This is a genomic window from Pseudomonas sp. GL-R-19 (genome assembly GCF_019956375.1).
In the GTDB taxonomy this organism is placed as follows: Bacteria; Pseudomonadota; Gammaproteobacteria; order Pseudomonadales; family Pseudomonadaceae; genus Aquipseudomonas.
In genome coordinates this window covers 20645-45190 of sequence record NZ_JAHBDJ010000033.1, presented here as the reverse complement: position 1 = coordinate 45190, position 24546 = coordinate 20645, and the positions used below count along the sequence as shown (strand labels likewise).

28 protein-coding genes are annotated in these 24546 nt (G+C 59.9%); 25 read left to right on the top strand and 3 right to left on the bottom strand.

Going from position 1 to position 24546, the window contains the following annotated elements; genetic code table 11:
- The first annotated feature begins 204 nt into the window (after positions 1 to 204).
- The 3 genes from rluC to KGA83_RS17495 are packed head-to-tail and all read left to right on the top strand — an operon-like array spanning position 205 to position 2830.
- A complete protein-coding gene (gene rluC, locus KGA83_RS17505) occupies positions 205 to 1167 on the top strand; it encodes a 23S rRNA pseudouridine(955/2504/2580) synthase RluC (protein ID WP_108215350.1) in 963 nt (320 codons plus the stop codon).
- Entirely contained in the window at positions 1154 to 1816 is a 663-nt protein-coding gene (locus KGA83_RS17500) for an HAD-IA family hydrolase (RefSeq protein WP_223530329.1), read from the top strand. Before rluC ends, KGA83_RS17500 begins: the two co-directional genes overlap by 14 nt.
- Before the next feature lie 24 nt (positions 1817 to 1840).
- On the top strand, positions 1841 to 2830 hold the full coding sequence (locus tag KGA83_RS17495) for a S49 family peptidase (protein ID WP_223530327.1): 990 nt from the start codon (positions 1841 to 1843) through the stop codon (positions 2828 to 2830).
- Between the two features lie 64 nt (positions 2831 to 2894).
- Here KGA83_RS17495 and KGA83_RS17490 read toward each other — a convergent pair whose 3' ends face one another.
- On the bottom strand, positions 2895 to 3473 hold the full coding sequence (locus tag KGA83_RS17490) for a Maf family protein (protein ID WP_223530325.1): 579 nt from the start codon (positions 3471 to 3473) through the stop codon (positions 2895 to 2897).
- Positions 3474 to 3578: 105 nt separating this feature from the next.
- Here KGA83_RS17490 and KGA83_RS17485 point away from each other — a divergent pair, with 105 nt between their 5' ends.
- The 22 genes from KGA83_RS17485 to araH all read left to right on the top strand — a co-directional run bounded on the left by KGA83_RS17485 (position 3579) and on the right by araH (position 23639).
- A complete protein-coding gene (locus tag KGA83_RS17485; RefSeq protein WP_008050439.1) occupies positions 3579 to 4106 on the top strand; it encodes a YceD family protein in 528 nt (175 codons plus the stop codon).
- A 13-nt stretch (positions 4107 to 4119) separates the two neighbouring features.
- Positions 4120 to 4302 carry a 50S ribosomal protein L32 gene (gene rpmF / locus KGA83_RS17480; protein WP_003179396.1) on the top strand — a complete coding sequence of 61 codons (183 nt, stop codon included), beginning with the start codon at positions 4120 to 4122 and terminating at the stop codon, positions 4300 to 4302.
- A gap of 4 nt (positions 4303 to 4306) precedes the next feature.
- A complete protein-coding gene (gene plsX / locus KGA83_RS17475) occupies positions 4307 to 5317 on the top strand; it encodes a phosphate acyltransferase PlsX (RefSeq protein ID WP_108215354.1) in 1011 nt (336 codons plus the stop codon).
- Positions 5318 to 5441: 124 nt separating this feature from the next.
- Complete coding sequence (gene fabD / locus KGA83_RS17470; RefSeq protein ID WP_008050436.1) at positions 5442 to 6380, top strand: ACP S-malonyltransferase; 939 nt, start codon at positions 5442 to 5444, stop codon at positions 6378 to 6380.
- Between the two features lie 16 nt (positions 6381 to 6396).
- Entirely contained in the window at positions 6397 to 7137 is a 741-nt protein-coding gene (fabG, locus tag KGA83_RS17465; RefSeq protein WP_007997043.1) for a 3-oxoacyl-ACP reductase FabG, read from the top strand.
- A gap of 197 nt (positions 7138 to 7334) precedes the next feature.
- The gene (acpP, locus tag KGA83_RS17460; protein WP_003175607.1) at positions 7335 to 7571 is read left to right on the top strand and encodes an acyl carrier protein; all 237 of its coding nucleotides are present in this window, start codon (positions 7335 to 7337) and stop codon (positions 7569 to 7571) included.
- Positions 7572 to 7679: 108 nt separating this feature from the next.
- Complete coding sequence (gene fabF, locus KGA83_RS17455; RefSeq protein ID WP_108215355.1) at positions 7680 to 8924, top strand: beta-ketoacyl-ACP synthase II; 1245 nt, start codon at positions 7680 to 7682, stop codon at positions 8922 to 8924.
- Positions 8924 to 9739: an aminodeoxychorismate lyase gene (pabC, locus tag KGA83_RS17450; protein ID WP_108215356.1), complete on the top strand. Its 816-nt coding sequence runs from the start codon at positions 8924 to 8926 to the stop codon at positions 9737 to 9739. The genes fabF and pabC overlap by 1 nt, the downstream gene beginning before the upstream one ends.
- Positions 9740 to 9742: 3 nt before the next feature.
- Positions 9743 to 10975, top strand: coding sequence for an endolytic transglycosylase MltG (mltG, locus tag KGA83_RS17445; protein ID WP_108215357.1), 1233 nt, complete (start codon positions 9743 to 9745; stop codon positions 10973 to 10975).
- Positions 10976 to 10994: 19 nt separating this feature from the next.
- Positions 10995 to 11627: a dTMP kinase gene (gene tmk / locus KGA83_RS17440; RefSeq protein ID WP_108215358.1), complete on the top strand. Its 633-nt coding sequence runs from the start codon at positions 10995 to 10997 to the stop codon at positions 11625 to 11627.
- The gene (locus KGA83_RS17435; RefSeq protein WP_108215359.1) at positions 11620 to 12606 is read left to right on the top strand and encodes a DNA polymerase III subunit delta'; all 987 of its coding nucleotides are present in this window, start codon (positions 11620 to 11622) and stop codon (positions 12604 to 12606) included. The genes tmk and KGA83_RS17435 overlap by 8 nt, the downstream gene beginning before the upstream one ends.
- Before the next feature lie 73 nt (positions 12607 to 12679).
- Entirely contained in the window at positions 12680 to 13468 is a 789-nt protein-coding gene (locus KGA83_RS17430) for a TatD family hydrolase (protein ID WP_108215360.1), read from the top strand.
- A gap of 387 nt (positions 13469 to 13855) precedes the next feature.
- Entirely contained in the window at positions 13856 to 14494 is a 639-nt protein-coding gene (locus KGA83_RS17425; RefSeq protein WP_108215361.1) for a TetR/AcrR family transcriptional regulator, read from the top strand.
- A gap of 137 nt (positions 14495 to 14631) precedes the next feature.
- Positions 14632 to 15600, top strand: coding sequence for a GTP 3',8-cyclase MoaA (locus tag KGA83_RS17420; protein WP_108215362.1), 969 nt, complete (start codon positions 14632 to 14634; stop codon positions 15598 to 15600).
- Between the two features lie 170 nt (positions 15601 to 15770).
- Entirely contained in the window at positions 15771 to 16379 is a 609-nt protein-coding gene (locus KGA83_RS17415; protein WP_223530324.1) for a DUF4823 domain-containing protein, read from the top strand.
- A 16-nt stretch (positions 16380 to 16395) separates the two neighbouring features.
- On the top strand, positions 16396 to 16956 hold the full coding sequence (locus KGA83_RS17410; RefSeq protein WP_223530323.1) for a DUF1285 domain-containing protein: 561 nt from the start codon (positions 16396 to 16398) through the stop codon (positions 16954 to 16956).
- A 140-nt stretch (positions 16957 to 17096) separates the two neighbouring features.
- The gene (locus KGA83_RS17405) at positions 17097 to 17813 is read left to right on the top strand and encodes a FadR/GntR family transcriptional regulator (RefSeq protein ID WP_108215365.1); all 717 of its coding nucleotides are present in this window, start codon (positions 17097 to 17099) and stop codon (positions 17811 to 17813) included.
- 128 nt (positions 17814 to 17941) lie between these two features.
- Entirely contained in the window at positions 17942 to 18817 is an 876-nt protein-coding gene (locus tag KGA83_RS17400) for an SMP-30/gluconolactonase/LRE family protein (protein ID WP_108215366.1), read from the top strand.
- A 273-nt stretch (positions 18818 to 19090) separates the two neighbouring features.
- Positions 19091 to 19909: an SDR family oxidoreductase gene (locus tag KGA83_RS17395; RefSeq protein WP_218427505.1), complete on the top strand. Its 819-nt coding sequence runs from the start codon at positions 19091 to 19093 to the stop codon at positions 19907 to 19909.
- Positions 19910 to 20049: 140 nt separating this feature from the next.
- Positions 20050 to 21054: a substrate-binding domain-containing protein gene (locus KGA83_RS17390; protein WP_223530322.1), complete on the top strand. Its 1005-nt coding sequence runs from the start codon at positions 20050 to 20052 to the stop codon at positions 21052 to 21054.
- Positions 21055 to 21119: 65 nt separating this feature from the next.
- A complete protein-coding gene (gene araG, locus KGA83_RS17385; RefSeq protein WP_223530321.1) occupies positions 21120 to 22658 on the top strand; it encodes an L-arabinose ABC transporter ATP-binding protein AraG in 1539 nt (512 codons plus the stop codon).
- 12 nt (positions 22659 to 22670) lie between these two features.
- A complete protein-coding gene (gene araH / locus KGA83_RS17380) occupies positions 22671 to 23639 on the top strand; it encodes an L-arabinose ABC transporter permease AraH (RefSeq protein WP_223530320.1) in 969 nt (322 codons plus the stop codon).
- 125 nt (positions 23640 to 23764) lie between these two features.
- On the opposite strand, the gene KGA83_RS17375 is transcribed toward araH, so the two are convergent.
- A complete protein-coding gene (locus tag KGA83_RS17375) occupies positions 23765 to 24145 on the bottom strand; it encodes a Rho termination factor N-terminal domain-containing protein (RefSeq protein ID WP_108215370.1) in 381 nt (126 codons plus the stop codon).
- A 19-nt stretch (positions 24146 to 24164) separates the two neighbouring features.
- Positions 24165 to 24488: a hypothetical protein gene (locus tag KGA83_RS17370; RefSeq protein WP_223530319.1), complete on the bottom strand. Its 324-nt coding sequence runs from the start codon at positions 24486 to 24488 to the stop codon at positions 24165 to 24167.
- Between the last annotated feature and the right edge of the window lie 58 nt (positions 24489 to 24546).

Below are 24546 nucleotides of genomic sequence, written 5' to 3'. Positions count from 1 at the left end.
GTCACCTGCGCTCGTTACACCTGCAAACTCCACCGTTACGTAGCGAAAGCCCCGTAGGACGGCCTCGCATCCTGGTGAATTGCGTTGGTCAGGGCCGGTTTTTGACCGTTGGTCCGCTGTCCAGGCCGCTTTTGGCGACGTTCGCGACTATAGCAGCAATGATTAAGTGCTTCAATTCCATAAAAAATTGTTATCATCCGCGGCATGACGACGACTACCCTCCCGACTCCAAGCGTACAACTGCTTGAGGTCTCGCCGGAATATGCCGGCCAACGTATTGATAATTTCCTTCTCGCCCGACTCAAAGGCGTGCCCAAGACCTTGATTTACCGCATTTTGCGCAAAGGCGAAGTGCGGGTGAACAAAGGTCGGATCAAGCCCGAGTACAAGCTGCAGGCGGGCGACATCGTGCGCGTGCCGCCGGTTCGAGTGCCCGAGCGCGACGAGCCGGTGCCACTGGCGCAGGGGTTGTTGCAGCGACTCGAAGCCTCGATTGTCTTCGAAGACAAGGCCCTGATCGTGATCAACAAGCCTGCGGGCATTGCTGTGCACGGCGGTAGCGGTCTGACTTTCGGGGTGATCGAAGCCTTTCGTCAGTTGCGCCCCGATTGCAAGGAGCTCGAGCTGGTTCACCGTCTCGACCGTGATACCTCCGGCCTGTTGATGATCGCCAAGAAGCGCAGCATGTTGCGCCACTTGCACACTGCGTTGCGCGGTGATGGCGTCGACAAGCGCTACATGGCGCTGGTCCGCGGTAACTGGGCGAGCTCGATCAAGCAAGTCCGTGCGTCGCTGGGCAAGAGCAATCTGCGCTCCGGCGAGCGCATGGTTGAGGTCGACGAGGAGGAGGGGAAGGAGTCCGTGACCGTGTTCAAGGTCCTGCGCCGCTTCGGCGACTTTGCCACCATGATCGAGGCCAAACCGATTACCGGCCGGACTCACCAGATCCGTGTCCACACCCTGCACGCCGGGCATTGCATCGCTGGCGACACCAAGTATGGCGACGAAGGTTTCAGCAAGGAAATCCGCGATCTGGGCGGCAAGCGTCTGTTCCTGCACGCCTACATGCTGACCGTGCCACTTCCCGATGGCGGTGAGCTGAAGCTGCAAGCGCCGGTCGACGAGATGTGGGCCAAAACCGTGGAGCGATTGAGTGCGCCCATCTGATTACAAGCTGCTGATCTTCGATTGGGACGGCACGCTGGCCGATTCCATTGGCCGGATTGTCGAGGCCATGCACGTTGCCTCGCAGCGCTCCGGATTTGAGCTGCGCGATGATTTTGCCGTCAAAGGCATCATCGGCCTGGGCTTGCCGGAAGCGATCCGCACCCTGTACCCCGAGATTGATGATGGCGAACTGATCGCGTTCCGCGAGCACTATGCCGAACATTACATTGCGTCGGAAGCCGTGCCTTCGCCGATGTTCGAGGGTGTGGTCGAGTCGCTCGAGGCATTTCGTGCCGAGGGTTATCATCTGGCCGTGGCGACCGGCAAGGCCCGTCGCGGGCTGGACCGGGTGTTGAAGTCCCATGGCTGGGAGAACTACTTCGATATCACCCGCGCGGCCGACGAGACCGCCAGCAAGCCCCATCCACTGATGCTCGAGCAGATTCTCGCGCATTGCGAGGTCCGCCCGGAACAAGCATTGATGGTTGGTGATTCGTCCTTTGATTTGCAGATGGCGCGCAACGCCGGCATGGGGTCGGTGGCTGTCAGCTATGGCGCTCAATCGATCGATGCGTTGAAGTTGTATGAGCCGCGGCTGGCCATTGACCGTTTTTCAGAATTGCATGCCTGGCTGAGTCAGCGGGCTTAACCGGTTGTTTTTGGGGTGGATGGCATGACCGACGAATGGAAGGCGCCCGCCAAGGCGAGCGCAGAGAGCGGTGACGACAAGAGCTGGAAGCTGCTGGAAAAGACGCTGCTGGCCGGCATACAGGAACAGCGCCGATCCCGTCGCTGGGGGATATTCTTCAAATCACTGACTTTTGTGTATCTGTTCGGTGCCATTGCCCTGTTTTCGCCGCTGATGGATATGGAGAAGGCAGCTACCCTCAGTGCCAATTACACGGCGTTGATCGATGTGGCAGGCATGATTGCCGACAAGGAGCCCGCCAGCGCAGACAATATCGTTGGCAGTCTGCGCGCGGCTTTCGAGGACAAGAAGGTCAAGGGCGTCATCCTGCGCATCAATAGCCCGGGCGGCAGTCCGGTGCAGTCGGGTTATGTCTATGACGAGATCCGCCGTCTGCGCGGCCTGCACCCGGACATCAAGCTGTATGCGGTCATTTCCGACCTGGGGGCTTCCGGCGCTTACTACATCGCCAGCGCGGCAGATCAGATCTACGCCGACAAGGCCAGCCTGGTCGGCTCCATCGGAGTAACGGCTGCCGGTTATGGCTTTGTTGGCACCATGGAGAAGCTGGGCGTCGAGCGGCGCACTTACACCGCTGGCGAACACAAGTCGTTCCTCGATCCGTTCCTGCCGCAAAAGCCGGAAGAAACTGTTTTTTGGCAGGGCGTGCTCGATACGACCCACAAGCAGTTCATCGGCAGCGTCAAGCAGGGGCGCGGCGATCGCCTGAAGGACAAGGAGCATCCGGAGCTGTTCTCCGGCCTGGTCTGGTCCGGCGAGCAGGCGCTGCCGCTGGGGTTGATCGATGGGCTGGGTAATGCCAGTTCGGTTGCGCGGGATGTGATCGGCGAGAAAGAGCTGGTGGACTTCACTGTTCAGGAGTCGCCGTTCGATCGCTTCTCGAAAAAGCTCGGTGCCAGCGTGGCTGAGCATTTGGCGATGTGGATGGGGTTTAACGGTCCGTCGCTGCGCTGAATCTCTTGTGATAAAAAAACCGGCTTCAGCCGGTTTTTTTTAGAATCAAAAGATCTTTTGATCTTCAGGGGATTTGCACGCCTTCGGTCAGGAGCATGTCGGTCAAGCGAATCAGTGGCAGGCCGACGAGGCTGGTGGCGTCAGGGCCTTCCGTGCTTTGAAACAGGCTCACCCCCAACCCTTCGGCCTTGAAGCTGCCTGCGCAGTCGTAGGGTTGCTCGGCGTGCAGGTAGCGTTCGATGCGGGTCGCGTCGAGTGTGCGCATGTGTACGGTGAACGGCACGCAATCGACCTGGCAGTGTCCGGTCTGGCTGTTGAGCAGGGCCAGGCCGGTCAGGAATGTCACGCGGGCACCGCTGGCGGCCAGCAGTTGTTCACGGGCCTTTTCGAAGCTGTGGGGCTTTCCGATAATCCGTTCTCCCAGTACGGCGACCTGATCGGAGCCGATTATCAGATGAGCGGTATGGCTGTCGGCCAGGGCTCGTGCTTTCTCTTCGGCGAGGCGCTTGACCAGCTCGATGGCGGATTCGCCAAGGCGATGGCTTTCGTCGATATCCGGCGAGCTGCACGTGAAAGGCAACTGCAAGCGGGCCAGCAATTCCCGGCGATAGACCGAGCCAGAAGCGAGTAATAAAGGCAGCATGCGCATCTCCAGAAGGCAGGTGCGAATTCTAGCGAGGCTTGCAAGTGACGGACAGGGCTGAATTTCCTTTGACATGGGCGGGTGCATCCCTATAATGCTGCGCCTATGTTGAATGACCCGATTCCACCTCACGTTGACCCGCGCAAATTGGCTGATCGTGGCACCACCCTTCAAGGTGAAATGCTGCTGGCCGATTTGGAGAGACTCTGCGACCCGCTTTCCGACAATGTCGGTACGGTGCAGGCTAAATTCGTTTTTGAACGAGATGAACGTAAATCTGTGGTCATCCACAGCTTTATCGACACTGAAGTCAAAATGGTTTGCCAGCGTTGTCTTGAGCTGGTCACCCTGCCGATCCACAGCGAATGCAGTTACGCCGTGGTGAAGGAGGGTGCGAATACCCAGTCGTTGCCGAAAGGTTATGACGTGCTGGAACTGGGCGAAGATCCTTTGGATCTGCAGTCACTGATCGAGGAGGAGCTTCTGCTCGCCTTGCCCATTGTGCCTGCTCATCATCCGGAAGAATGCCAGCAGCCGGCGGGTCTCGATGAGCCCGAACCGAGCGAGGACGAGGTAACGCGGTCCAACCCGTTCAGTGTATTGGCGCAGTTAAAGCGTGACCCAAACGTTTAGGAGTTAATCAATTATGGCTGTTCAGCAGAACAAAAAATCCCGCTCTGCCCGTGACATGCGCCGTTCGCACGACGCTCTCGAGGCTAGCACCCTGTCTGTAGAAAAAACCACCGGTGAAGTTCACCTGCGTCACCACGTATCGCCAGAAGGCGTATACCGTGGCCGTAAAGTGATCGACAAGGGCGCTGACGAGTAATCACTTGTCCGCTCAAGTCATCGCGATTGACGCAATGGGCGGGGACTTCGGTCCCCGCAGCATTGTTCAGGCCAGCCTTGCTTGCCTGTCTGCTACACCCTCGCTGCACCTGACCCTCGTCGGTCAACCCTCCCTGCTTGAAGAATTGATCGCTGGCCATTCGGCTGTGGATCGCGCGCGCCTGTCGATTGCCCCGGCGAGCGAAGTCATTACCATGGACGAAAAACCCACCCAGGCCTTGCGTGGCAAGCCTGACTCGTCGATGCGTGTCGCCCTGGAATTGTTGCGCGACGGCAAAGTCCAGGCCTGTGTCAGTGCCGGTAATACCGGGGCGTTGATGGCGTTGTCGCGGTTCGTGCTCAAGACCTTGCCGGGTATTGATCGTCCGGCCATGGTGGCGGCGATTCCGACACAGAAGGGTTACTGCCAATTGCTCGACCTGGGGGCCAACGTCGATTGCAGTGCCGAGCATCTGCTGCAGTTTGCGGTCATGGGCTCGGTTGCAGCGCAAACTCTGGGCATAGCGCGTCCACGGGTGGCGTTGCTGAATATCGGCACCGAAGACATCAAGGGCAACCAGCAGGTCAAGCTGGCCGCCACTTTGTTACAGGCCGCTCGCGGCATCAATTACATTGGTTTCGTCGAAGGTGATGGTTTGTACCGCGGCGAAGCGGATGTGGTGGTGTGTGACGGTTTTGTCGGCAACATCCTGCTCAAATCCAGCGAAGGCCTGGCGACCATGATTGCCGGGCGCATCGAGGCGTTGTTCAGGAAGAACGTAGCCTCTCGCATGGTCGGCGCGCTGGCGCTGCCCTTGATGAAACGTCTGCAGGCCGATCTGGCACCTGCCCGGCATAACGGCGCGAGCTTTCTCGGATTGCAGGGGATCGTGGTGAAGAGCCACGGTTCTGCCGGAGTGCAGGGTTTTCAAAGCGCCATTGAGCGCGCACTGATCGAGATTCAGGAAAACCTGCCCGAGCGCATTCACGGTCGTCTGGAGGATTTATTGCTTTAGGCGTTTTCGTCGGACAATGCTTAAATGTGACCGGTTGGTTCGATGGGCCATCCAACTGTCAGTTTCTTGCGCCCCCAAAGCGGGACGCCAATTTCCGACGACAAGATCATTAGGGGCTTGTTACATGTCTGCTTCCCTCGCATTCGTCTTTCCGGGACAGGGTTCGCAGTCCCTCGGCATGCTGGCCGAGCTGGGCGCGCAACATCCGGTTGTTCTCGAAACATTCAAAGAAGCTTCCGATGCACTGGGTTACGACCTGTGGGCACTGACCCAGCAAGGGCCGGAAGAGCAACTCAATCAAACCGATAAAACCCAGCCGGCCATTCTGACTGCCTCGATCGCCCTGTGGCGTCTGTGGCTGGCGGAAGGTGGCGCGCGCCCGGCATACGTTGCCGGGCACAGCCTGGGTGAATACAGCGCGCTGGTCGCGGCAGGCAGTCTGAGCCTGGGCGATGCAGTGAAGCTCGTCGAACGTCGTGGCCAGCTGATGCAGGAAGCCGTGCCGGCCGGACAAGGCGGTATGGCTGCCATCCTGGGCCTGGACGATGCCGACGTACTGGCGGCCTGTGCCGAAGCGGCGCAAGGCGAAGTGGTCAGCGCGGTGAATTTCAACTCGCCGGGCCAGGTGGTCATCGCCGGTGCCAAGGCTGCCGTCGAGCGCGCCATCGAAGGCTGCAAGGCACGTGGCGCCAAGCGCGCCATGCCGTTGCCGGTCAGCGTGCCGTCCCATTGCGAGCTGATGCGCCCGGCTGCCGAGCGTTTCGCCGAATCGATCGCCGCTATCGACTGGCAGGCACCGCAGATTCCTGTGGTACAGAACGTCAGTGCCCAGGTGCCGGCCGATCTGGAAACCCTCAAGCGTGATCTGCTCGAACAGCTGTACAAGCCAGTACGCTGGGTCGAATCCGTACAGGCGCTGGCAGCCAAGGGCGCGACCAATCTGGTCGAGTGCGGCCCGGGCAAAGTACTGGCCGGTCTGAACAAACGCTGCGCCGAAGGCGTGTCGACATCCAACCTCAATACCCCAGACGCTTTCGCTGCCGCCCGTGCAGCGCTGGCCTGAATCAGGAGAAGCTTGCATGAGTCTGCAAGGTAAAGTTGCACTGGTCACCGGTGCGAGCCGTGGCATCGGCCAGGCCATCGCCCTGGAACTGGGTCGTCAGGGCGCCATCGTTGTGGGTACCGCGACCTCCGCGTCGGGTGCCGAGCGCATTGCCGCGACCCTGAAGGAAAACGGTATTCAAGGTACTGGCTTGGAACTCAATGTCACCAGCGACGAGTCCGTGGCGGCTGTTCTGGCGAGCATTCAGGAGCAGTTCGGTGCGCCGGCGATCCTGGTCAACAATGCTGGCATCACCCGCGATAACCTGATGATGCGCATGAAAGACGACGAGTGGCATGACGTTGTCGATACCAACCTGAACAGTCTGTTCCGCCTGTCCAAGGGCGTTTTGCGCGGCATGACCAAAGCCCGTTGGGGCCGAATTATCAGTATTGGTTCGGTTGTGGGTGCCATGGGCAACGCAGGCCAAGTAAACTACGCTGCCGCCAAGGCCGGCCTGGAAGGTTTCAGCCGTGCTCTGGCACGTGAAGTCGGTTCGCGTTCGATTACGGTAAACTCGGTGGCCCCAGGGTTCATCGATACCGATATGACCCGTGAACTGCCCGAAGCGCAGCGTGAAGCCTTGCAGACGCAGATTCCGTTGGGTCGTCTGGGGCAGGCTCAAGAGATCGCGTCCGTGGTCGCTTTTCTTGCGTCGGACGGTGCGGCTTACGTTACCGGAGCTACAATCCCGGTGAACGGCGGGATGTACATGTAATTCAAATGTGACGGATTGCTTCAAAAAAATGTCATACGAGCTGTCTAAAATCCGTTATAAAGCTGCAATCTATTTTATCGGCATAGGGTCACCGGGTTTGAGGAGTGAAGCTTTCAGTTGAAAAGCTGAAAAGTCTTTCTATACACTTACCCACTGGCCAGCTGCCTGAATTTGTCCATTAGGAGTGAAAACAAGGTATGAGCACCATCGAAGAGCGCGTCAAGAAAATCGTTGCTGAGCAACTGGGCGTTAAAGAAGAAGAAGTGGTCAACACTGCTTCCTTCGTAGAAGACCTGGGTGCCGACTCCCTTGACACCGTTGAGCTGGTGATGGCTCTGGAAGAGGAATTCGAGACCGAAATCCCTGACGAAGAAGCCGAGAAGATCACTACCGTACAAGCTGCAATCGACTACGTTACTAGCCACCAGGCGTAATAGTTCGTAATCGTTGCTCGCTGTCGTGGAAAAACCGCACTGCCATCACGGCGTGCGGTTTTTTCTTTAGGCATGATGCAAAGTCGTCATTTGAAAAAGGAGAGTGCTGTGTCGCGTAGACGCGTCGTAGTCACCGGTATGGGTATGTTGTCGCCACTGGGCACGGATGTGCCAAGCAGCTGGCAGGGCATTCTGGCTGGCCGCAGTGGCATTGGTCTGATCGAACACGCCGACCTTTCTGCCTATTCCACTCGTTTTGGCGGCTCGGTAAAGGGCTTCAATGTCGAGGAATACCTGTCGGTCAAGGAAGCCCGCAAGCTCGACCTGTTCATTCAATACGGTCTGGCCGCAGGTTTTCAGGCGGTACGCAACGCCGGCCTGGAAGTCACCGACGCCAACCGTGAGCGCATCGGTGTGGCCATGGGCTCGGGTATTGGTGGTCTGACCAATATCGAAGAAACCGCCCGCACCCTGCACGAGACCGGCCCACGACGGATCTCTCCGTTCTTCGTGCCAGGCTCGATCATCAATATGATTTCCGGTTTCCTGTCGATCCATCTGGGGGCACAGGGACCCAACTACGCCATCGCCACGGCCTGTACCACCGGTACCCACTGCATTGGCATGGCAGCCCGCAACATCATGTACGACGAAGCCGACGTGATGATTGCCGGTGGCGCCGAGATGGCAGCCTGCGGTCTGGGCATGGGCGGCTTCGGTGCCTCCCGCGCGCTGTCGACCCGCAACGACGAGCCGACCCGCGCCAGCCGTCCTTGGGACAAGGGCCGTGATGGCTTCGTGCTGTCCAACGGTGCCGGTGCGCTGGTTCTGGAAGAGCTGGAACACGCCAAGGCCCGTGGTGCGACCATCTACGCCGAGCTGATCGGTTTCGGCACCAGTGGCGATGCCTACCACATGACCTCGCCGCCAGCCGATGGCGCCGGTGCTGCTCGTTGCGTCACCAATGCGCTGCGCGATGCCAAAATAAATGGCGATCAAGTGCAGTACATCAACGCCCACGGCACTTCGACTCCCGCAGGCGACCTGGCCGAAGTCAATGCGATCAAGTCGGTGTTCGGCGATCACGCCTACAAGCTGGCCGTCAGTTCCACCAAGTCCATGACCGGTCACCTGTTGGGTGCGGCGGGCGCGGTCGAGGCGATCTTCAGCGTGCTGGCGATCAACGGCCAGGTAGCGCCGCCGACCATCAACCTCGATGAGCCGGACGAAGGCTGCGACCTCGATTTCGTGCCGCACACGGCGCGCAATATGGATATCGATGTGGTCGTTTCCAACTCCTTCGGTTTTGGCGGCACCAACGGCTCGCTGGTGTTCCGCCGGTTCGCAGGCTGATGGACAGCTGGGTCGACGGTCAGCCGGCTGACGCTTTGTCGCTGAAGGATCGCGGCCTGGCTTATGGCGATGGTCTGTTCGAGACGATCGCCGTGCGCAACGGGCAGCCCGTATTGCTGGAACGGCATCTGTCGCGTCTGGCGGACGGCTGTTCGCGTCTGGCGCTTGCCGCCGATCAGGCGTTGATCCGCAGCGAACTGCTGGCCTACGCCGCGGCACTGGGTGACGGGGTGCTCAAGCTCATCCTCACTCGTGGCGATGGTCTGCGCGGTTACGCCCCGGATCCTTCGGCTCAGGCCCGACGCATTCTGCAAGGCAATCCACCCGCGGCTTACCCTGCCGTGCATGGCGAGCAGGGTGTTCGTCTGTTTCCTTGCACCACGCGATTGTCCAGACAGCCATTACTGGCCGGCCTCAAGCACCTGAACCGTCTTGAGCAAGTCCTCGCCCGTGCCGAATGGCAGGACACCGAGCATGCCGAAGGCTTGATGCTCGATCAGGCCGGGCGCGTGATTGAAGGCGTGTTCAGCAATTTGTTCCTGGTGCGTGATGGTGTACTCGTCACCGCCGACCTCAAGCGCTGCGGCGTGGCCGGCGTGATGCGTGGCGAAATATTGTTTCAGGCCAGGTCGCTGGGAATCCCCACGCAAATCACTGACATTCCCCTCGAACAACTGCAATGGGCTGACGAAGTCTTTGTCTGCAACAGCGTGTATGGCGTTTGGCCGGTGCGCGCCTGTGCTGCTCTTCACTGGCCGGTTGGGCCGCTCACCCGTAAACTCCAAACCATTGCCCGTGCGCTACTGGATGCTTGATACGTGAGACGTAAATTCTTGCTGCTGCTGGAAACCGGACTGGTTCTGGCGGGGCTGCTGTTGGGTGCTTCAGCCTGGAAAATTCATTCGGCGCTGGTACAGCCGCTGAACATTGCCCAGGAGCAATTGCTGGATGTGCCCAAGGGCACCACGCCGACCCGCACCCTCTACCGACTCGAAGCCAATGGCGTCATCAAGGACGCATTCTGGCTGCGGGTATATTGGCGCTTCAACCTCGCCAGGCAACCCCTGCACAGCGGTGAATACCGCATGAAGCCGGGCATGACCGTCGAAGGCCTGATCGACCTGTGGAAACGCGGGGAAATGGTTCAGTACAGCCTGACCCTGGTCGAAGGCTGGAATTTCCGTCAGGTCCGCGCAGCGCTGGCCAAAGAAGAGAAGCTCGACCATAGCCTCGACGGTTTGAGCGACAGTCAGGTCATGGACAAGCTCGGCCACAGCGGGATTTTCCCGGAAGGGCGCTTCTTCCCTGACACTTATCGCTACGTGCGCGGCATGACCGATATCGAACTGCTGAAAACCGCTTACGAGCGCCTCGACGAAGTGCTCGCCAAGGAGTGGGAACAGCGTTCTTCCGATGTGCCGTACACCGAACCCTACCAGGCGCTGATCATGGCCTCGCTGGTGGAGAAGGAAACCGGCGTACCGCAGGAGCGCGGGCAAATTGCCGGCGTATTCGTACGACGCATGGCGATGGGCATGCTGCTGCAGACCGATCCGACGGTGATCTACGGCCTTGGCGACCGCTACAACGGCAAGCTGACCCGGGCTCACCTCAAGGAGTCGACGCCCTATAACACTTACATGAATGCGGGCCTGCCGCCGACGCCGATTTCCATGGTCGGTCGCGAAGCCATCCATGCGGCACTCAATCCGGTGGAGGGCAACAGCCTATACTTCGTAGCGCGTGGTGATGGCACTCACGTGTTCTCCGACGACCTGGACGCTCACAACAATGCTGTGAAGGAGTTCCAGCTCAAGCGTCGCGCCGATTACCGCTCCAGCCCGGCGCCTGCCTCCACGGCCGAGACGCCGCCAACAGAGGCTGAGCAAACCGGTACGCAGGAGGCCAAGTCTTCGCAAGAGTTGGCTCCGATCCCGGCCGCTTCACCGAACACGGCTCCCGAGGCGCTGCCGCAAGTGCCGGCGCAAGATCCTGCACCAGCCCCTGAAATGCCGGAACTCGATGCCAACGCACCGAAAAGCCCGCAATGACTCTGACTAAGGACTGCCTGTGACTGGCTTGTTTATTACTCTGGAAGGCCCGGAAGGCGCCGGCAAGAGCACCAACCGCGAATACCTGGCCGAGCGCCTGCGCGCCGCCGGCATCGAGGTGGTGCTGACCCGCGAGCCGGGTGGCACGCCGCTGGCCGAGCGCATCCGTGAAGTGCTGCTGGCCCCGGTCGACGAAGTCATGAACCCGGATACCGAGTTGCTGCTGGTGTTCGCGGCGCGTGCCCAGCACCTGGCCGAGGTGATTCGCCCGGCGCTGGCTCGCGGTGCCGTGGTCTTGTGTGATCGTTTTACCGATTCGACATACGCCTACCAGGGCGGCGGCCGTGGCTTGTCGCTGGAGCGCATCGCGGCCCTGGAAGCCTTCGTCCAGGGCGATCTGCGCCCGCACCTGACGCTGATTTTCGATCTGCCTGTCGAGGTGGGTCTGGCCCGCGCCAGTGCTCGCGGTCGTCTGGATCGCTTCGAACGCGAAGGCCGGACCTTTTTCGATGCCGTACGCAAAGCCTTCCTCAAACGGGCCGAGGCGGATCCGGCGCGTTATGTGCTGGTCGATGCTGCCCAGCCGTTGGCACAGGTTCAGCAATCGCTGGATGCCTTGCTGCCGCGCCTGCTGGAGTTGAGCCGTGGCTGAGGCCTATCCGTGGCAGGAAACCCTCTGGCAGCACCTGGCTGGTCGCGCCCAGCATGCGCATGCCTACCTGCTGCATGGCCCGGCCGGGATCGGCAAGCGGGCACTGGCCGAGCGCCTGATGGCCAGCTTGCTGTGCCAGCGCCCGAATGCGCTGCAAGCCTGTGGTGAATGCAAATCCTGTTTGCTGCTCAAGGCTGGCAGCCACCCGGATAACTACATCCTGGAACCGGAAGAAGCCGACAAGGCGATCAAGGTCGATCAGGTTCGCGATCTGGTCGGTTTCGTGGTGCAGACTGCACAGTTGGGCGGGCGCAAGGTGGTGTTGATCGAGCCGGCCGAGTCGATGAACATCAATGCTGCCAACGCCTTGCTCAAAAGCCTTGAAGAACCGTCCGGCGATACGGTTTTGTTGCTGGTCAGCCATCAGCCCAGCCGATTGTTGCCAACCATCAAGAGTCGCTGCGTGCAGCAGGCCTGTCCGCTGCCGGGCGAGGCCATGAGCTTGAAGTGGCTGGCTCAGGCGTTGCCGGAGTGTTCCGAAGAAGAGCGCATCGAACTGCTGACACTGGCCGCCGGTTCGCCACTGGCGGCGGTCAATCTTCAGGCCCAGGGCGTGCGTGAGCAACGTATGCAAGTGGTGGAAGGGGTGAAAAAACTCCTCAAGCAACAGCAGTCGCCGACGCAACTGGCCGAAGAGTGGAAAAACATTCCGATGTTGCGCCTGTTCGATTGGTTCTGCGATTGGTCGAGCCTGATCCTGCGCTATCAGTTGACCCAGGACGAAGCTGGCCTGGGCCTTGCCGACATGCGCAAGGTCGTGCAATACCTGGCGCAGAAAAGCGCCCAGGGCAAAGTCCTCGATATTCAGGACTGGATCCTCGCCCAAAGGCAGAAAGTCCTGAGCAAGGCCAACCTCAATCCGGCCTTGCTGCTGGAGGCATTGCTGGTGCAATGGGCGTCGTTGCCTGGCCAAAGATGACTGTCCGCGCCTAGACTCCGAGTATCAGAACATCCGACCGTCCCACTCATTCGATGTAAGTTGCAGCCCTTTTATGCTCGTAGATTCCCATTGTCACCTCGATCGCCTCGACCTGGCCGCCCACGACGGTTCCCTGGATGCTGCTCTTGATGCGGCCCGACAGCGCGGGGTAGGGCACTTTCTGTGTATCGGTGTCAGCGCGGACAACGCGGCCGACGTCAAAGCCCTGGCCGAACGTTATGACGACGTCGACTGCTCGGTGGGTGTGCACCCTCTGGATGTGCAGCCGGGTGCCGCGCCGGCGCTGGACTGGCTGTTGCAGGAGCTCAATCACCCGCGGGTGGTCGCCATCGGTGAAACCGGCCTCGATTATCACTACGAGCCGGAAGCGGCGCAGTTGCAGCAGGAATCCTTTCGCCTGCACCTGCAAGCGGCGCAGCAGACCGGCAAACCGGTGATCATCCACACCCGCGGCGCCCGCGCCGATACCCTGGACTTGTTGCGTGAAGCGGCGTTGCCCCAGGCAGGTGTATTGCATTGCTTTACCGAAGACTGGGAAATGGCGAAGGCTGCACTGGACATGGGCTATTACATTTCCCTGTCCGGGATTGTCACATTCCGCAATGCCGACGCGTTGCGCGATGTGGCCAGCAAGGTGCCGGCCGACCGATTGCTGGTGGAAACCGACTCGCCGTACCTGGCGCCGATACCCTATCGCGGCAAGCCAAACCTGCCGCAGTACGTGCGTGAAGTTGCGGAATTTCTGGCAATGTTGCGTGGTGAGCCCTACGAGCGTTTTGCCGAGCAGACCACTGAGAACTTCAAGCGGTTGTTTCCGTTGGCGCATGTGAAATCGGTTTAGGGTTCGAAGCCGCTTTCGCGAGCAGGCTCGCTCCCACAAGGTTGAATCGCAGGCAAAAAAAACCCGGGTTCTGGGGGGTGAATCCGGGTTAAGACCATTAGGAGTAAAACAATGGCACGCGGTCCTTTGGTACCAATATCGGCGTGACACTTGGGGGAGATGCCCCGCCGACAGTTCAAGTATTGATCAGGATCGCGCCTCGTCCAGTTTGGCGGCCCGGGTTTTTAAACAAATTTGGAATACGTGCGCTTCGGAAGAGTTCTCATCACCCTGTAAACGTGCGCAGAATGACCAGAAAGCGCAGATATGGTCGGATGATCCGTGCATTTTGGCGCAAGTTAGGCATAATACGCGGCTTCGAATTTTGACCCCGACAGACCTTTTCTTATGCATAAAGAACCTCGTAAGGTCCGTGAATTTCGTCGCCGCGAGCAGGAAATTCTCGATACCGCGCTCAAGCTGTTCCTCGAACAAGGTGAAGACAGTGTCACCGTCGAGATGATCGCTGATGCCGTCGGTATCGGCAAAGGCACGATCTACAAGCACTTCAAGTCCAAGGCGGAAATCTATCTGCGCCTGATGCTCGACTACGAGCGCGATTTGAACACACTGCTGCATTCGGCCGATGTCGACAAGGACAAGGAAGCCCTGTCCCGGGCGTACTTCGAATTCCGCATGCGCGATCCACAACGCTATCGCCTGTTCGACCGTCTCGAAGAGAAAGTGGTCAAGGGCAACCAGGTGCCGGAGATGATCGAGGAACTGCACAAGATCCGTGCCTCGAACTTCGAACGCCTGACCCTGCTGATCAAAGGCCGGATCAGTGAAGGCAAGCTGGAAGATGTACCGCCTTACTTCCATTACTGCGCGGCCTGGGCGTTGGTGCACGGTGCTGTCGCGCTGTATCACTCGCCGTTCTGGAGCAATGTGCTGGAAGATCAGGAAGGTTTCTTCCAGTTCCTGATGGACATCGGCGTGCGCATGGGTAACAAGCGCAAGCGCGACACCGACACTCCCGGCAGCTGAGCCATTCAGTTGCCTTATTGCGCCATGATTTCGCTACTTGGCGCAGTGCCGCAGGAATATACTCAGGTAGAGGACTTGCTAAAACTTGATTTCTGGGTCAAGTTTTAGCGGCCCGATATTCTTCCGCCGGAGTGACCATGATCGTTGACCGTCAAGGCAGGCGTTTTCGCAACTTGCGAATCAGTCTGACTTCAGCCTGCAATTACGCCTGTACCTACTGTGTGCCCAATGGCAAGCGGCTGGTGGCTGCGCAGGATGAGTTGTCGGCCGAAGCCATGGCACGCGGTGTGGCTTATCTGATTGAAGCGGCGGGGATCGAGCGTCTGCGCATTACCGGTGGCGAGCCGCTGGTCAGCCCGAAACTCGAAGCGTTCATGACGGCGGTCGGGCAGATGGGCCTGGAAGACATCAGCCTGACCACCAATGGCCAGTTGCTGGCGAAGAAACTGCCACTACTGGTGAACGCCGGCATTCGGCGCCTCAACGTTTCCCTCGATACCCTCGACGCCAGTGCATTCCGTGCCATTGCCCGGGGCGGCGACCTGGCCACCGTGCTCAACGGCATGAGCGAGGCCAGTGCGGCCGGGATGAAGATCAAGGTCAACATGGTGCCGCTGCGCGGGCAGAACCTTGATCAAGTGATGCCGCTGCTCGACTACTGTCTGGAGCGTGGTTATGAACTGCGCTTCATCGAGCTGATGCGCATGGGCCATCTGGCCAGCGATTCCAATGCCTTTCTGCAGCAGTTCGTCAGCCTCCAGCAACTGTTGAGCCTGATCGGTGAGCGCTACGAATACCGGCAGGCCGACGCGCCGGTCGATGCGACAGCGGTGCGCTATGAAATCCCCGGCCAGGGTTATTTCGGCGTGATCGCCAACGAGAGCGTGCCTTTCTGTCGGACCTGTTCACGCTTGCGTTTATCTTCCACCGGGTGGCTGCATGGCTGCCTGTCGTCGAGCAATCGCCATTACATCGGCGACCTGCTGGACAAGCCGCGCCATCAAGCACTGCCGGCCTTGCAACGCCTTCTGGTGAAAGCCCTGGGCGACAAGCAGGAAGTGGCGTTCTCTGGTGGTGCGACTGTCATGAAGATTATTGGCGGCTAGACCGGCCTCATCGCGGGCAAGCCACGCTCCCACAAGGTTTGCGTAAATCCTTGTAGGAGCGAGCTTGCTCGCGATGGCTATAGATCAGTCAACAAGGCTCATGAGCTGGCGCAAAAGCTGCATCCTACGGCCATTCGCCGGTTTTCCGACACCGGCCTCTGGAGGATAGGATGCGTAGCCTGGTTTTGCTGCTGGCCGTTTTGGCACTTGGTGGCTGCATGAACGTCAGCGATATGGCCAAAGGGACTCGTTACCATATGAGCGATGCGGGGTTACTCGATCACAGTGACAGCCGTCGCGTAAACAATCTGCGCATTCAACCGGACTCGTTCGTCTACATCGCCCAAGGTGCTTTCATGCCAGCGGGCAGCTCCGTTTACCCACGGCCCAACGTGATTGCCGAAGTCGCGTTCGATGGCTTCGTCGAATACTTCCCGATGGTCCGCCGTGCCCGTACGCCGGAAGGCCTCGACCAGGCCATGGGCGAAGCCCGTGCCGCCGGTGCGCACTATCTGCTCTACACCCGATTTGCCAAGTCTGACGACCGTATCGGCAACTCGGACGAGTGGCTGGACCAGGAAGCCCTGGATCGTCTCGGCATCGATAGCGGTATGATTCAGATCATGTTGATCGAGACCAGCACCCAGTATTTGATTGATACTGCGACCATCAAGAGTCGTGGCGGTTTACTGACGTTCCACGATAAAAAACCCGAAGACCTGATGGGCCCGCCGCTGGAACAATACGCGCGCAGCCTGCTGGGGCTCAGCGACCAGTAATGCCAAGGAGAACACCATGAGTGGCCCGCAAAAAGCCAACGACCTGCTGGGGCAAATCCCCAAGACCAAAGGCTTGCCGCCGGTGCACCTGTGGAATCCCGATTTCTGCGGCGACATCGACATGCGCATCGCCCGCGACGGCACCTGGTATTACCTGGGCACGCCGATCGGGCGCAAGCCGATGGTCAAGCTGTTCTCCACCATCATTCGCCGCGACGGCGATGATTATTTCCTGATCACGCCGGTCGAAAAGGTCGGCATCAAGGTCGACGATGCGCCGTTCGTGGCGATTGCGGTGGACGTGGAAGGCGAGGGCGAGGCGCAGCTGTTGCGCTTTACCACCAACGTCGATGAAACCACCGAGGCCGGTGCCGAGCACCCGATGCGCGTGGTCATCGACCCGGTAACGCAGGAACCGGCCCCTTATGTGCATGTGCGCAGCAATCTTGAAGCCTTGATCCATCGCAACGTGTTCTATCAATTGGTAGAGCTGGCAGTGAGCCGTGAGATCGACGGCCAGCGCTGGCTCGGTGTATGGAGTGGCGGCGAGTTCTTCCCCATCGGCCTCGAGCCCTGAAAAGATCGCAGCCTGCGGCAGCTCCTACAGGAGTCCACATTCCCCTGTAGGAGCTGCCGCAGGCTGCGATCTTTTTTATTTGACATCCAATCGTATGATGATTAGCGTGGGCTTCCATCACGTACGGCTTTGAGGTGTCCATGTCCAGCAGCTTTCATGCTTCGACCGTTGATTGGCTGGGATGCTGGCTCGCCACGGGACAGGTCAAGCCCGGTGAGTCACTCAAGGTCGAAGCCGACCTCGGCGAACAACTCGGCGTGAGCCGCACGGTCATCCGCGAAGCGATCAAAACCCTGGTTGCCAAAGGCATGCTCGAAGTCGGCCCTAAGGTTGGCACGCGGGTGTTGCCTGTGCGGCGCTGGAACCTCTTCGATCCACAAGTCGTCGGCTGGTTGTCGCGCAGCGGCTTGCCGGAAAACTTCGTCGACGATCTGCTCGACCTGCGCCGCACCATCGAACCGATGGCCGTGCGCTGGGCCTGCGAGCGCGCAACCGGCGAACAGGTGAACGCGATCCTGCTGGCCTGCAACGCGCTGGAACGGGCGGTGGACAGCGGCATCGATTACAACCGTGCCGATCAGTTCTTCCACGAGTGCATCCTCGCTGCCAGCCACAATCAATTCATCGAACAAATGGTTCCCGCCCTCGGCGCGTTGCTGGCGGTGGCTTTTGAAGTGTCCGCCGCCGACCCGGATGAACTGCGTCGCACCTTGCCGATTCACCGGGACCTGGCCGAGGCTATCGCGGCCCGTGATACCGCCCGGGGTGTCTGGGCCTGCATGACCCTGATCGATAACGCCGACCTGGCGATCAAGCGTTACTACCCGCAAGTCATGGCCGATAAAAAAGCCGGCTGAAAACGAAGGGCTACTGTAGGAGCGAGCTTGCTCGCGAAGGTGTATCAGCTACCACGAGGTCGACTGGCACACCTTCGTGAGCAAGCTAGCTCCTACACCCCCGAAACAAGAACAAAGCAGGAGGTTTCATGACGTTGACGGCGGTGACCGAACATCGGGCGAAACTGGGCGAAGGCCCGTTCTGGGATGCGCCGACCCAGGCGCTGTATTGGGTGGATATCGCGGGCAAACAGGCACTGCGGTTGATCGGCGCCAACGTGCAGATCTGGCAGATGCCGGAACATGTGTCGGCCTTCATCCCCTGTGAAAGCGGTGATGCGCTGGTGACATTGAGCAGCGGGGTTTATCGGCTCGATCTTGATTCACCCGGCCTGGAACCGCGCCTGACGTTGCTCTGCGTTGCTGATCCGCAACCAGGCAACCGCCCCAACGAAGCCCGCTGCGACGCCCAGGGCCGGCTCTGGCTCGGCACCATGCAAAACAATATCGGAGAACACGGCGAAGACCTGCCCATCGTCCGTCGTTCCGGTGGACTGTTCCGCATCGATCGTGCCGGGCGGGTTGCGCCATTGCTGCGCAATCTGGGCATTCCCAACACGCTGCTGTGGAGCGATGACGCCACCAGCGTGTATTTCGGCGACAGCCTCGACGGCACCTTGTATCGACATTTCATCTGTACCGACGGTGCCCTCGATACGCCGCAGCTCTGGTTTGGTCCGCACGGACGAGGCGGCCCGGACGGTTCGGCGATGGATGCCGAAGGTTTTATCTGGAATGCCCGTTGGGACGGCAGTTGCCTGCTCAGGTTGAGCCCGGACGGCAACGTCGATCGGATCATCGAGCTGCCGGTCAGTCGTCCCACCAGCTGTGTGTTCGGCGGTGCAGACCTGACAACCCTGTACATCACCAGTGCGGCAAGTCCGCTGGGCCATCCGTTGGATGGGGCCGTGTTGTCGATTCCAGTGGATGTGCCTGGAAAGCATTGCACACGGTTTGCTGGATAAATCCCAAAATATGGGATGTTAATATATATATTGAGATTTTACGCGGGCCGGGTTTATAGTCGGCCTCACCAGTTACATGCACTCACACTTAAAAAAACAAAACAGGTGAAGTGATGCAGCGAAGTTTCCCCGTGCTCCCTTGCGCAGACAGTGCCTCAAACCGTTTCCAGGCTGAAACGTTTTCGCACTCACCTGTTTCTTCCTCAATGCCTTTTGACCGGACATCGACAGATGCCCGGTTTTCGTCGTGTTTTCGAACAGGAGTCTTGATCCATGGCTGAACCATTGTCATTGCCCCCGGTGCCCGAACCGCCCAAGGGCGAACGCTTGAAAAACAAGGTCGTGTTACTGACCGGTGCCGCCCAGGGCATTGGCGAAGCGATTGTGGCGACCTTCGCGTCCCAGCAGGCCAGGCTGATCATCAGTGACGTTCAGGCCGAGAAAGTCGAGAAGGTCGCGGCGCACTGGCGGGACCAGGGCGCCGATGTGGTGGCGATCAAGGCCGACGTGTCGCGTCAACAGGATTTACACGCCATGGCCCGGCTGGCGATCGACCTGCATGGCCGGATCGACGTGCTGGTCAACTGCGCCGGGGTCAACGTGTTCCGTGACCCGCTGGAAATGACCGAGGAAGACTGGCATCGCTGCTTTGCCATCGACCTCGATGGTGCCTGGTACGGTTGCAAGGCGGTGCTGCCGCAGATGATCGAGCAGGGCATCGGCAGCATCATCAACATTGCCTCCACCCATTCCTCCCACATCATTCCGGGCTGCTTCCCGTACCCGGTGGCCAAGCATGGCCTGCTCGGCCTGACCCGCGCGCTGGGCATCGAATATGCGGCCAAGGGCATCCGCGTCAATGCCATTGCGCCGGGCTATATCGAAACCCAGATCAACATCGATTACTGGAACGGTTTCGCCGACCCCCACGCCGAACGCCAGCGCGCGTTTGACCTGCACCCGCCGCGTCGCATCGGTCAGCCGATCGAAGTGGCAATGACCGCCGTGTTCCTGGCCAGCGATGAAGCGCCGTTCATCAATGCCTCGTGCATCACTATCGATGGCGGGCGCTCGGTGATGTACCACGACTGAGTCATCGGGCTTTCAGGCGCATTACTACGTCTGAAATCCAATGATCATACGATATGACTATTGGCAGTACGGTTTACCGTCCTTTGTTTACAAAGAACGCTTTCAAAGAACGCTCAAGAACAATAACAAGGAGTCAGCTTATGAATCGTCGTCATGCTATCCGTTCCCTGTGCTGTGCCGCGCTGGCGGTCTCGGCGTTCAGCCTGAGCAGCACGCTGCTGGCGGCTGAGCAAGTGAAAATCGGCTTCCTGGTCAAGCAAGCGGAGGAGCCTTGGTTCCAGACCGAATGGGCCTTTGCCGAAAAAGCCGGGAAAGAGAAGGGCTTCACCCTGATCAAGATCGCCGTGCCGGACGGTGAGAAAACCCTTTCTGCCATCGACAGCCTCGCGGCCAACGGTGCCAAAGGCTTCGTGATCTGCCCGCCTGACGTGTCCCTGGGACCTGCGATCATGGCCAAGGCCAAACTCAACGGGCTGAAGGTGATTGCCGTCGATGACCGTTTCGTCGATGCCAGCGGCAAGTTCATGGAGGATGTGCCGTACCTCGGCATGGCCGCGTTCGAAGTCGGCCAGAAGCAGGGCAACGCCATGGCCACCGAGGCGAAGAAGCGCGGCTGGGAGTGGAAAGACACCTATGCGGTGATCAACACCTACAACGAACTCGACACCGGCAAGAAGCGCACCGACGGCTCGGTCAAGGCACTCGAAGACGCCGGCATGCCGAAAGACCACATCCTGTTCGCGGCCCTCAAGACCCTCGACGTACCAGGCAGCATGGACGCCACCAACTCCGCCCTGGTGAAACTGCCGGGTGCGGCGAAGAACCTGATCATTGGTGGCATGAACGACAACACCGTCCTGGGCGGTGTGCGCGCCACCGAGAGTGCGGGTTTCGCTGCGGCCAACGTGATCGGCATCGGCATCAACGGTACCGACGCCATCGGCGAGCTGAAGAAACCCGACAGCGGCTTCTACGGCTCGATGCTGCCAAGCCCGCACATCGAGGGCTACAACACCGCGAGCATGATGTACGAGTGGGTCACCACCGGCACTGAACCGGCGAAATTCACCGCCATGGACGACGTGACGCTGATCACCCGCGACAACTTCAAGCAGGAACTGGAAAAGATCGGCCTGTGGAACTGACAGCCGTTTGATTTCAGCGGCGGCCTCGGCGACGGGGCTGCCTGACCGGTTTGAAGAGGTGGGTTATGCACACGCAAACAAATACACAACAACACAGCGGCAGCTTGCGCTTCAACGGGATCGGCAAGACCTTTCCCGGGGTGAAGGCGCTGGACAACATCAGCTTCGTCGCCCATCCGGGGCAGGTTCATGCCTTGATGGGCGAGAACGGTGCCGGCAAGTCGACGCTGCTGAAAATCCTCGGTGGGGCCTATACGCCCAGCAGCGGTGCCTTGCAGATCGGCGAGCGGGCGATGGACTTCAAGTCCACCGCCGACAGCATCGGCAGTGGCGTCGCCGTGATCCACCAGGAGCTGCATCTGGTGCCGGAAATGACCGTGGCGGAGAACCTGTTTCTCGGGCATCTGCCGGCCAGTTTCGGCCTGATCAACCGCGGTGCCCTGCGCCAGCAGGCACTGGCCTGTCTCAAAGGCCTGGCCGATGAAATCGACCCGCAAGAGAAAGTCGGACGCCTGTCCCTCGGCCAGCGGCAACTGGTGGAGATCGCCAAGGCGTTGTCCCGTGGCGCCCATGTGATTGCCTTCGACGAGCCCACCAGCAGCCTTTCGGCGCGGGAGATCGAGCGCTTGATGGCGATCATCGGCCGGCTGCGGGACGAGGGCAAAGTGGTGCTCTATGTCTCCCACCGCATGGAAGAAGTGTTCCGCATCTGCAACGCGGTGACGGTGTTCAAGGACGGGCGGTACGTGCGTACGTTCGAGGACATGGGGCAGCTGACCCACGATCAACTGGTCACCTGCATGGTCGGTCGTGACATTCAGGACATCTACGATTACCGCCCCCGTCAGCGCGGCGCCGTGGCGCTCAAGGTCGACGGTTTGCTTGGGCCGGGGTTGCGTGAGCCGGTGAGTTTCGAGGTGCACAAAGGCGAAATCCTCGGGCTGTTCGGGCTGGTCGGTGCCGGTCGCACCGAGCTGTTGCGCCTGCTCAGCGGCCTGGCGCGCCACAGCGCCGGACAGCTGAAACTTCGTGGCCATGAACTGAAGCTGCGTTCACCCCGGGACGCGATTGCCGCCGGGATCCTGTTGTGCCCCGAGGACCGCAAGAAGGAAGGCATCCTGCCGCTGGCCAGCGTCGCCGAGAACATCAATATCAGCGCACGCGGCGCCCATGCCACCTTCGGCTGCCTGTTGCGTGGCCTGTGGGAGAAGGACAACGCCGACCAGCAGATCAAGGCGCTCAAGGTGAAAACGCCCCACGCCGGGCAGCAGATCAAGTTTCTTTCCGGCGGTAATCAGCAGAAGGCCATTCTCGGCCGCTGGCTGTCGATGCCGATGAAAGTGCTGCTGCTTGACGAGCCCACCCGCGGCATCGACATCGGTGCCAAGGCCGAGATCTACCAGATCATCCATAACCTGGCGGCCGAGGGGATCGCGGTGATTGTGGTGTCCAGCGACTTGATGGAAGTCATGGGCATTTCCGACCGCATCCTGGTGCTGTGCGAAGGCGCCCTGTGTGGCGAGCTGAGCCGCGAACAGGCCAACGAATCCAACCTGCTGCAACTGGCTTTGCCGCGCCAACGCGCCGACGGCGTGGCGAACTGAGAGGTGACTATGATGACAACCCAAAACAACACCCTGCCAACCACGCGCAAACCGCTGGACCTGCGGTGCTTCCTCGATGACTGGGTGATGCTGCTGGCGGCGGTCGGCATCTTTGTCGCCTGCACCTTGCTGATCGACAACTTCCTGTCACCGCTGAACATGCGTGGCCTGGGCCTGGCGATTTCCACCACCGGGATCGCGGCGTGCACCATGTTGTATTGCCTGGCGTCCGGGCATTTCGACTTGTCGGTGGGCTCGGTGATTGCCTGCGCTGGAGTAGTCGCGGCGGTTGTGATGCGCGACACCGACAGCGTATTTCTCGGTGTCGGTGCGGCGCTGGTGATGGGGCTGATCGTCGGGCTGATCAACGGCATCGTGATTGCCAAGCTGCGAGTCAACGCGCTGATCACCACGCTGGCGACCATGCAGATCGTGCGTGGCCTGGCCTACATCTTCGCCAACGGCAAAGCGGTGGGGGTGTCCCAGGAATCGTTCTTCGTCTTCGGTAACGGCCAGTTGTTCGGCGTGCCGGTACCGATCCTGATCACCATCGTCTGTTTCCTGTTCTTCGGCTGGCTGCTGAACTACACCACCTACGGGCGCAACACCATGGCCATCGGCGGCAATCAGGAAGCGGCGTTGCTGGCCGGTGTGAATGTCGACCGGACCAAGATCATCATCTTCGCCGTGCATGGCGTGATCGGTGCGTTGGCCGGGGTAATCCTGGCCTCGCGCATGACCTCCGGCCAACCGATGATCGGCCAGGGTTTCGAGCTGACGGTGATCTCGGCCTGTGTGCTGGGCGGGGTTTCGTTGAGTGGCGGGATCGGCATGATCCGGCACGTGATTGCCGGGGTACTGATTCTGGCGATCATCGAGAATGCGATGAACCTGAAGAACATTGATACGTTTTATCAGTATGTGATTCGGGGTTCGATTCTGCTTCTGGCCGTCGTGATCGACCGCCTCAAACAACGCTGACCACCGAAGTATTAAGGTACAGATGATCTCCCACAGTTGACCGGATTGTTCAGACGAACGCGGTCCCCTGTGGGAGCGGGCTTGCCCGCGATGAGGCCATCAGCTTCAACACAAAACAGTTGGCCTTAACCCGCCTTGCGCAACGCCTCGATCAGCTCTTTTTTGCGCATCGAGGACCGCCCGGGAATACCCTTGGCCCGGGCTTCCTTTCTCAAGCTATCGACCGTCTGGGCCTCTCTGGATGCAGCGCTATCGCGTGAGTGCCCCTTACGAGTGGCCACCGCTCGACGCGCCGACTCCTTGCGATCTGCCGACTTTGCACTGGCCGGTTTCTTGCGCCCCGACCCACCGGCCCGTTCGCCGCCGCCGGACTGTTTGTTCACTGTCGCCCAGGCACGGGCTTCGGCTTCGTCCTTTGAAAGGCCTTTGCTTTCGTAACTGTCTTCGATGTGTTGCGCCTTGCGCTTTTGCTCGGCGGTGTATTTGGTTTTGCTTCCACGAGGCATGGGATTTCTCCTGGCTTCATTACTGGCTCATATTGCTTTCCTCGTCCTCGGTGGTGCTTGAACCGAGGCCGCCACTGCCGGGTGTTTTTTTGTCCGGCAGGTTCTTCCCGCCCTGACGCCCCATGTCATTGCCCTGGGTTCGCGGGTCGGTGCCGGTGGCAGGCGGGAGGTTGTGGTCGATCGTCGTGCCATCGGTGTTCATGCCTGGAGCACTCTGGATCGCCGGTGCCCTGGGCTTTTCCACCGGGTTGGTCGGGCCGGTGCTCGAGCCGATGGTCCCGGCGAACGCGGCAGAAGACAGCAGGGCGGCGAGGGCGAGGGCGGTCAACCTGGACAGGATCATGGTGTTGTCTCCAACGGGTAGAGTCCTTACCTGATTAGTCCGCCCTCGATCCGGGTGG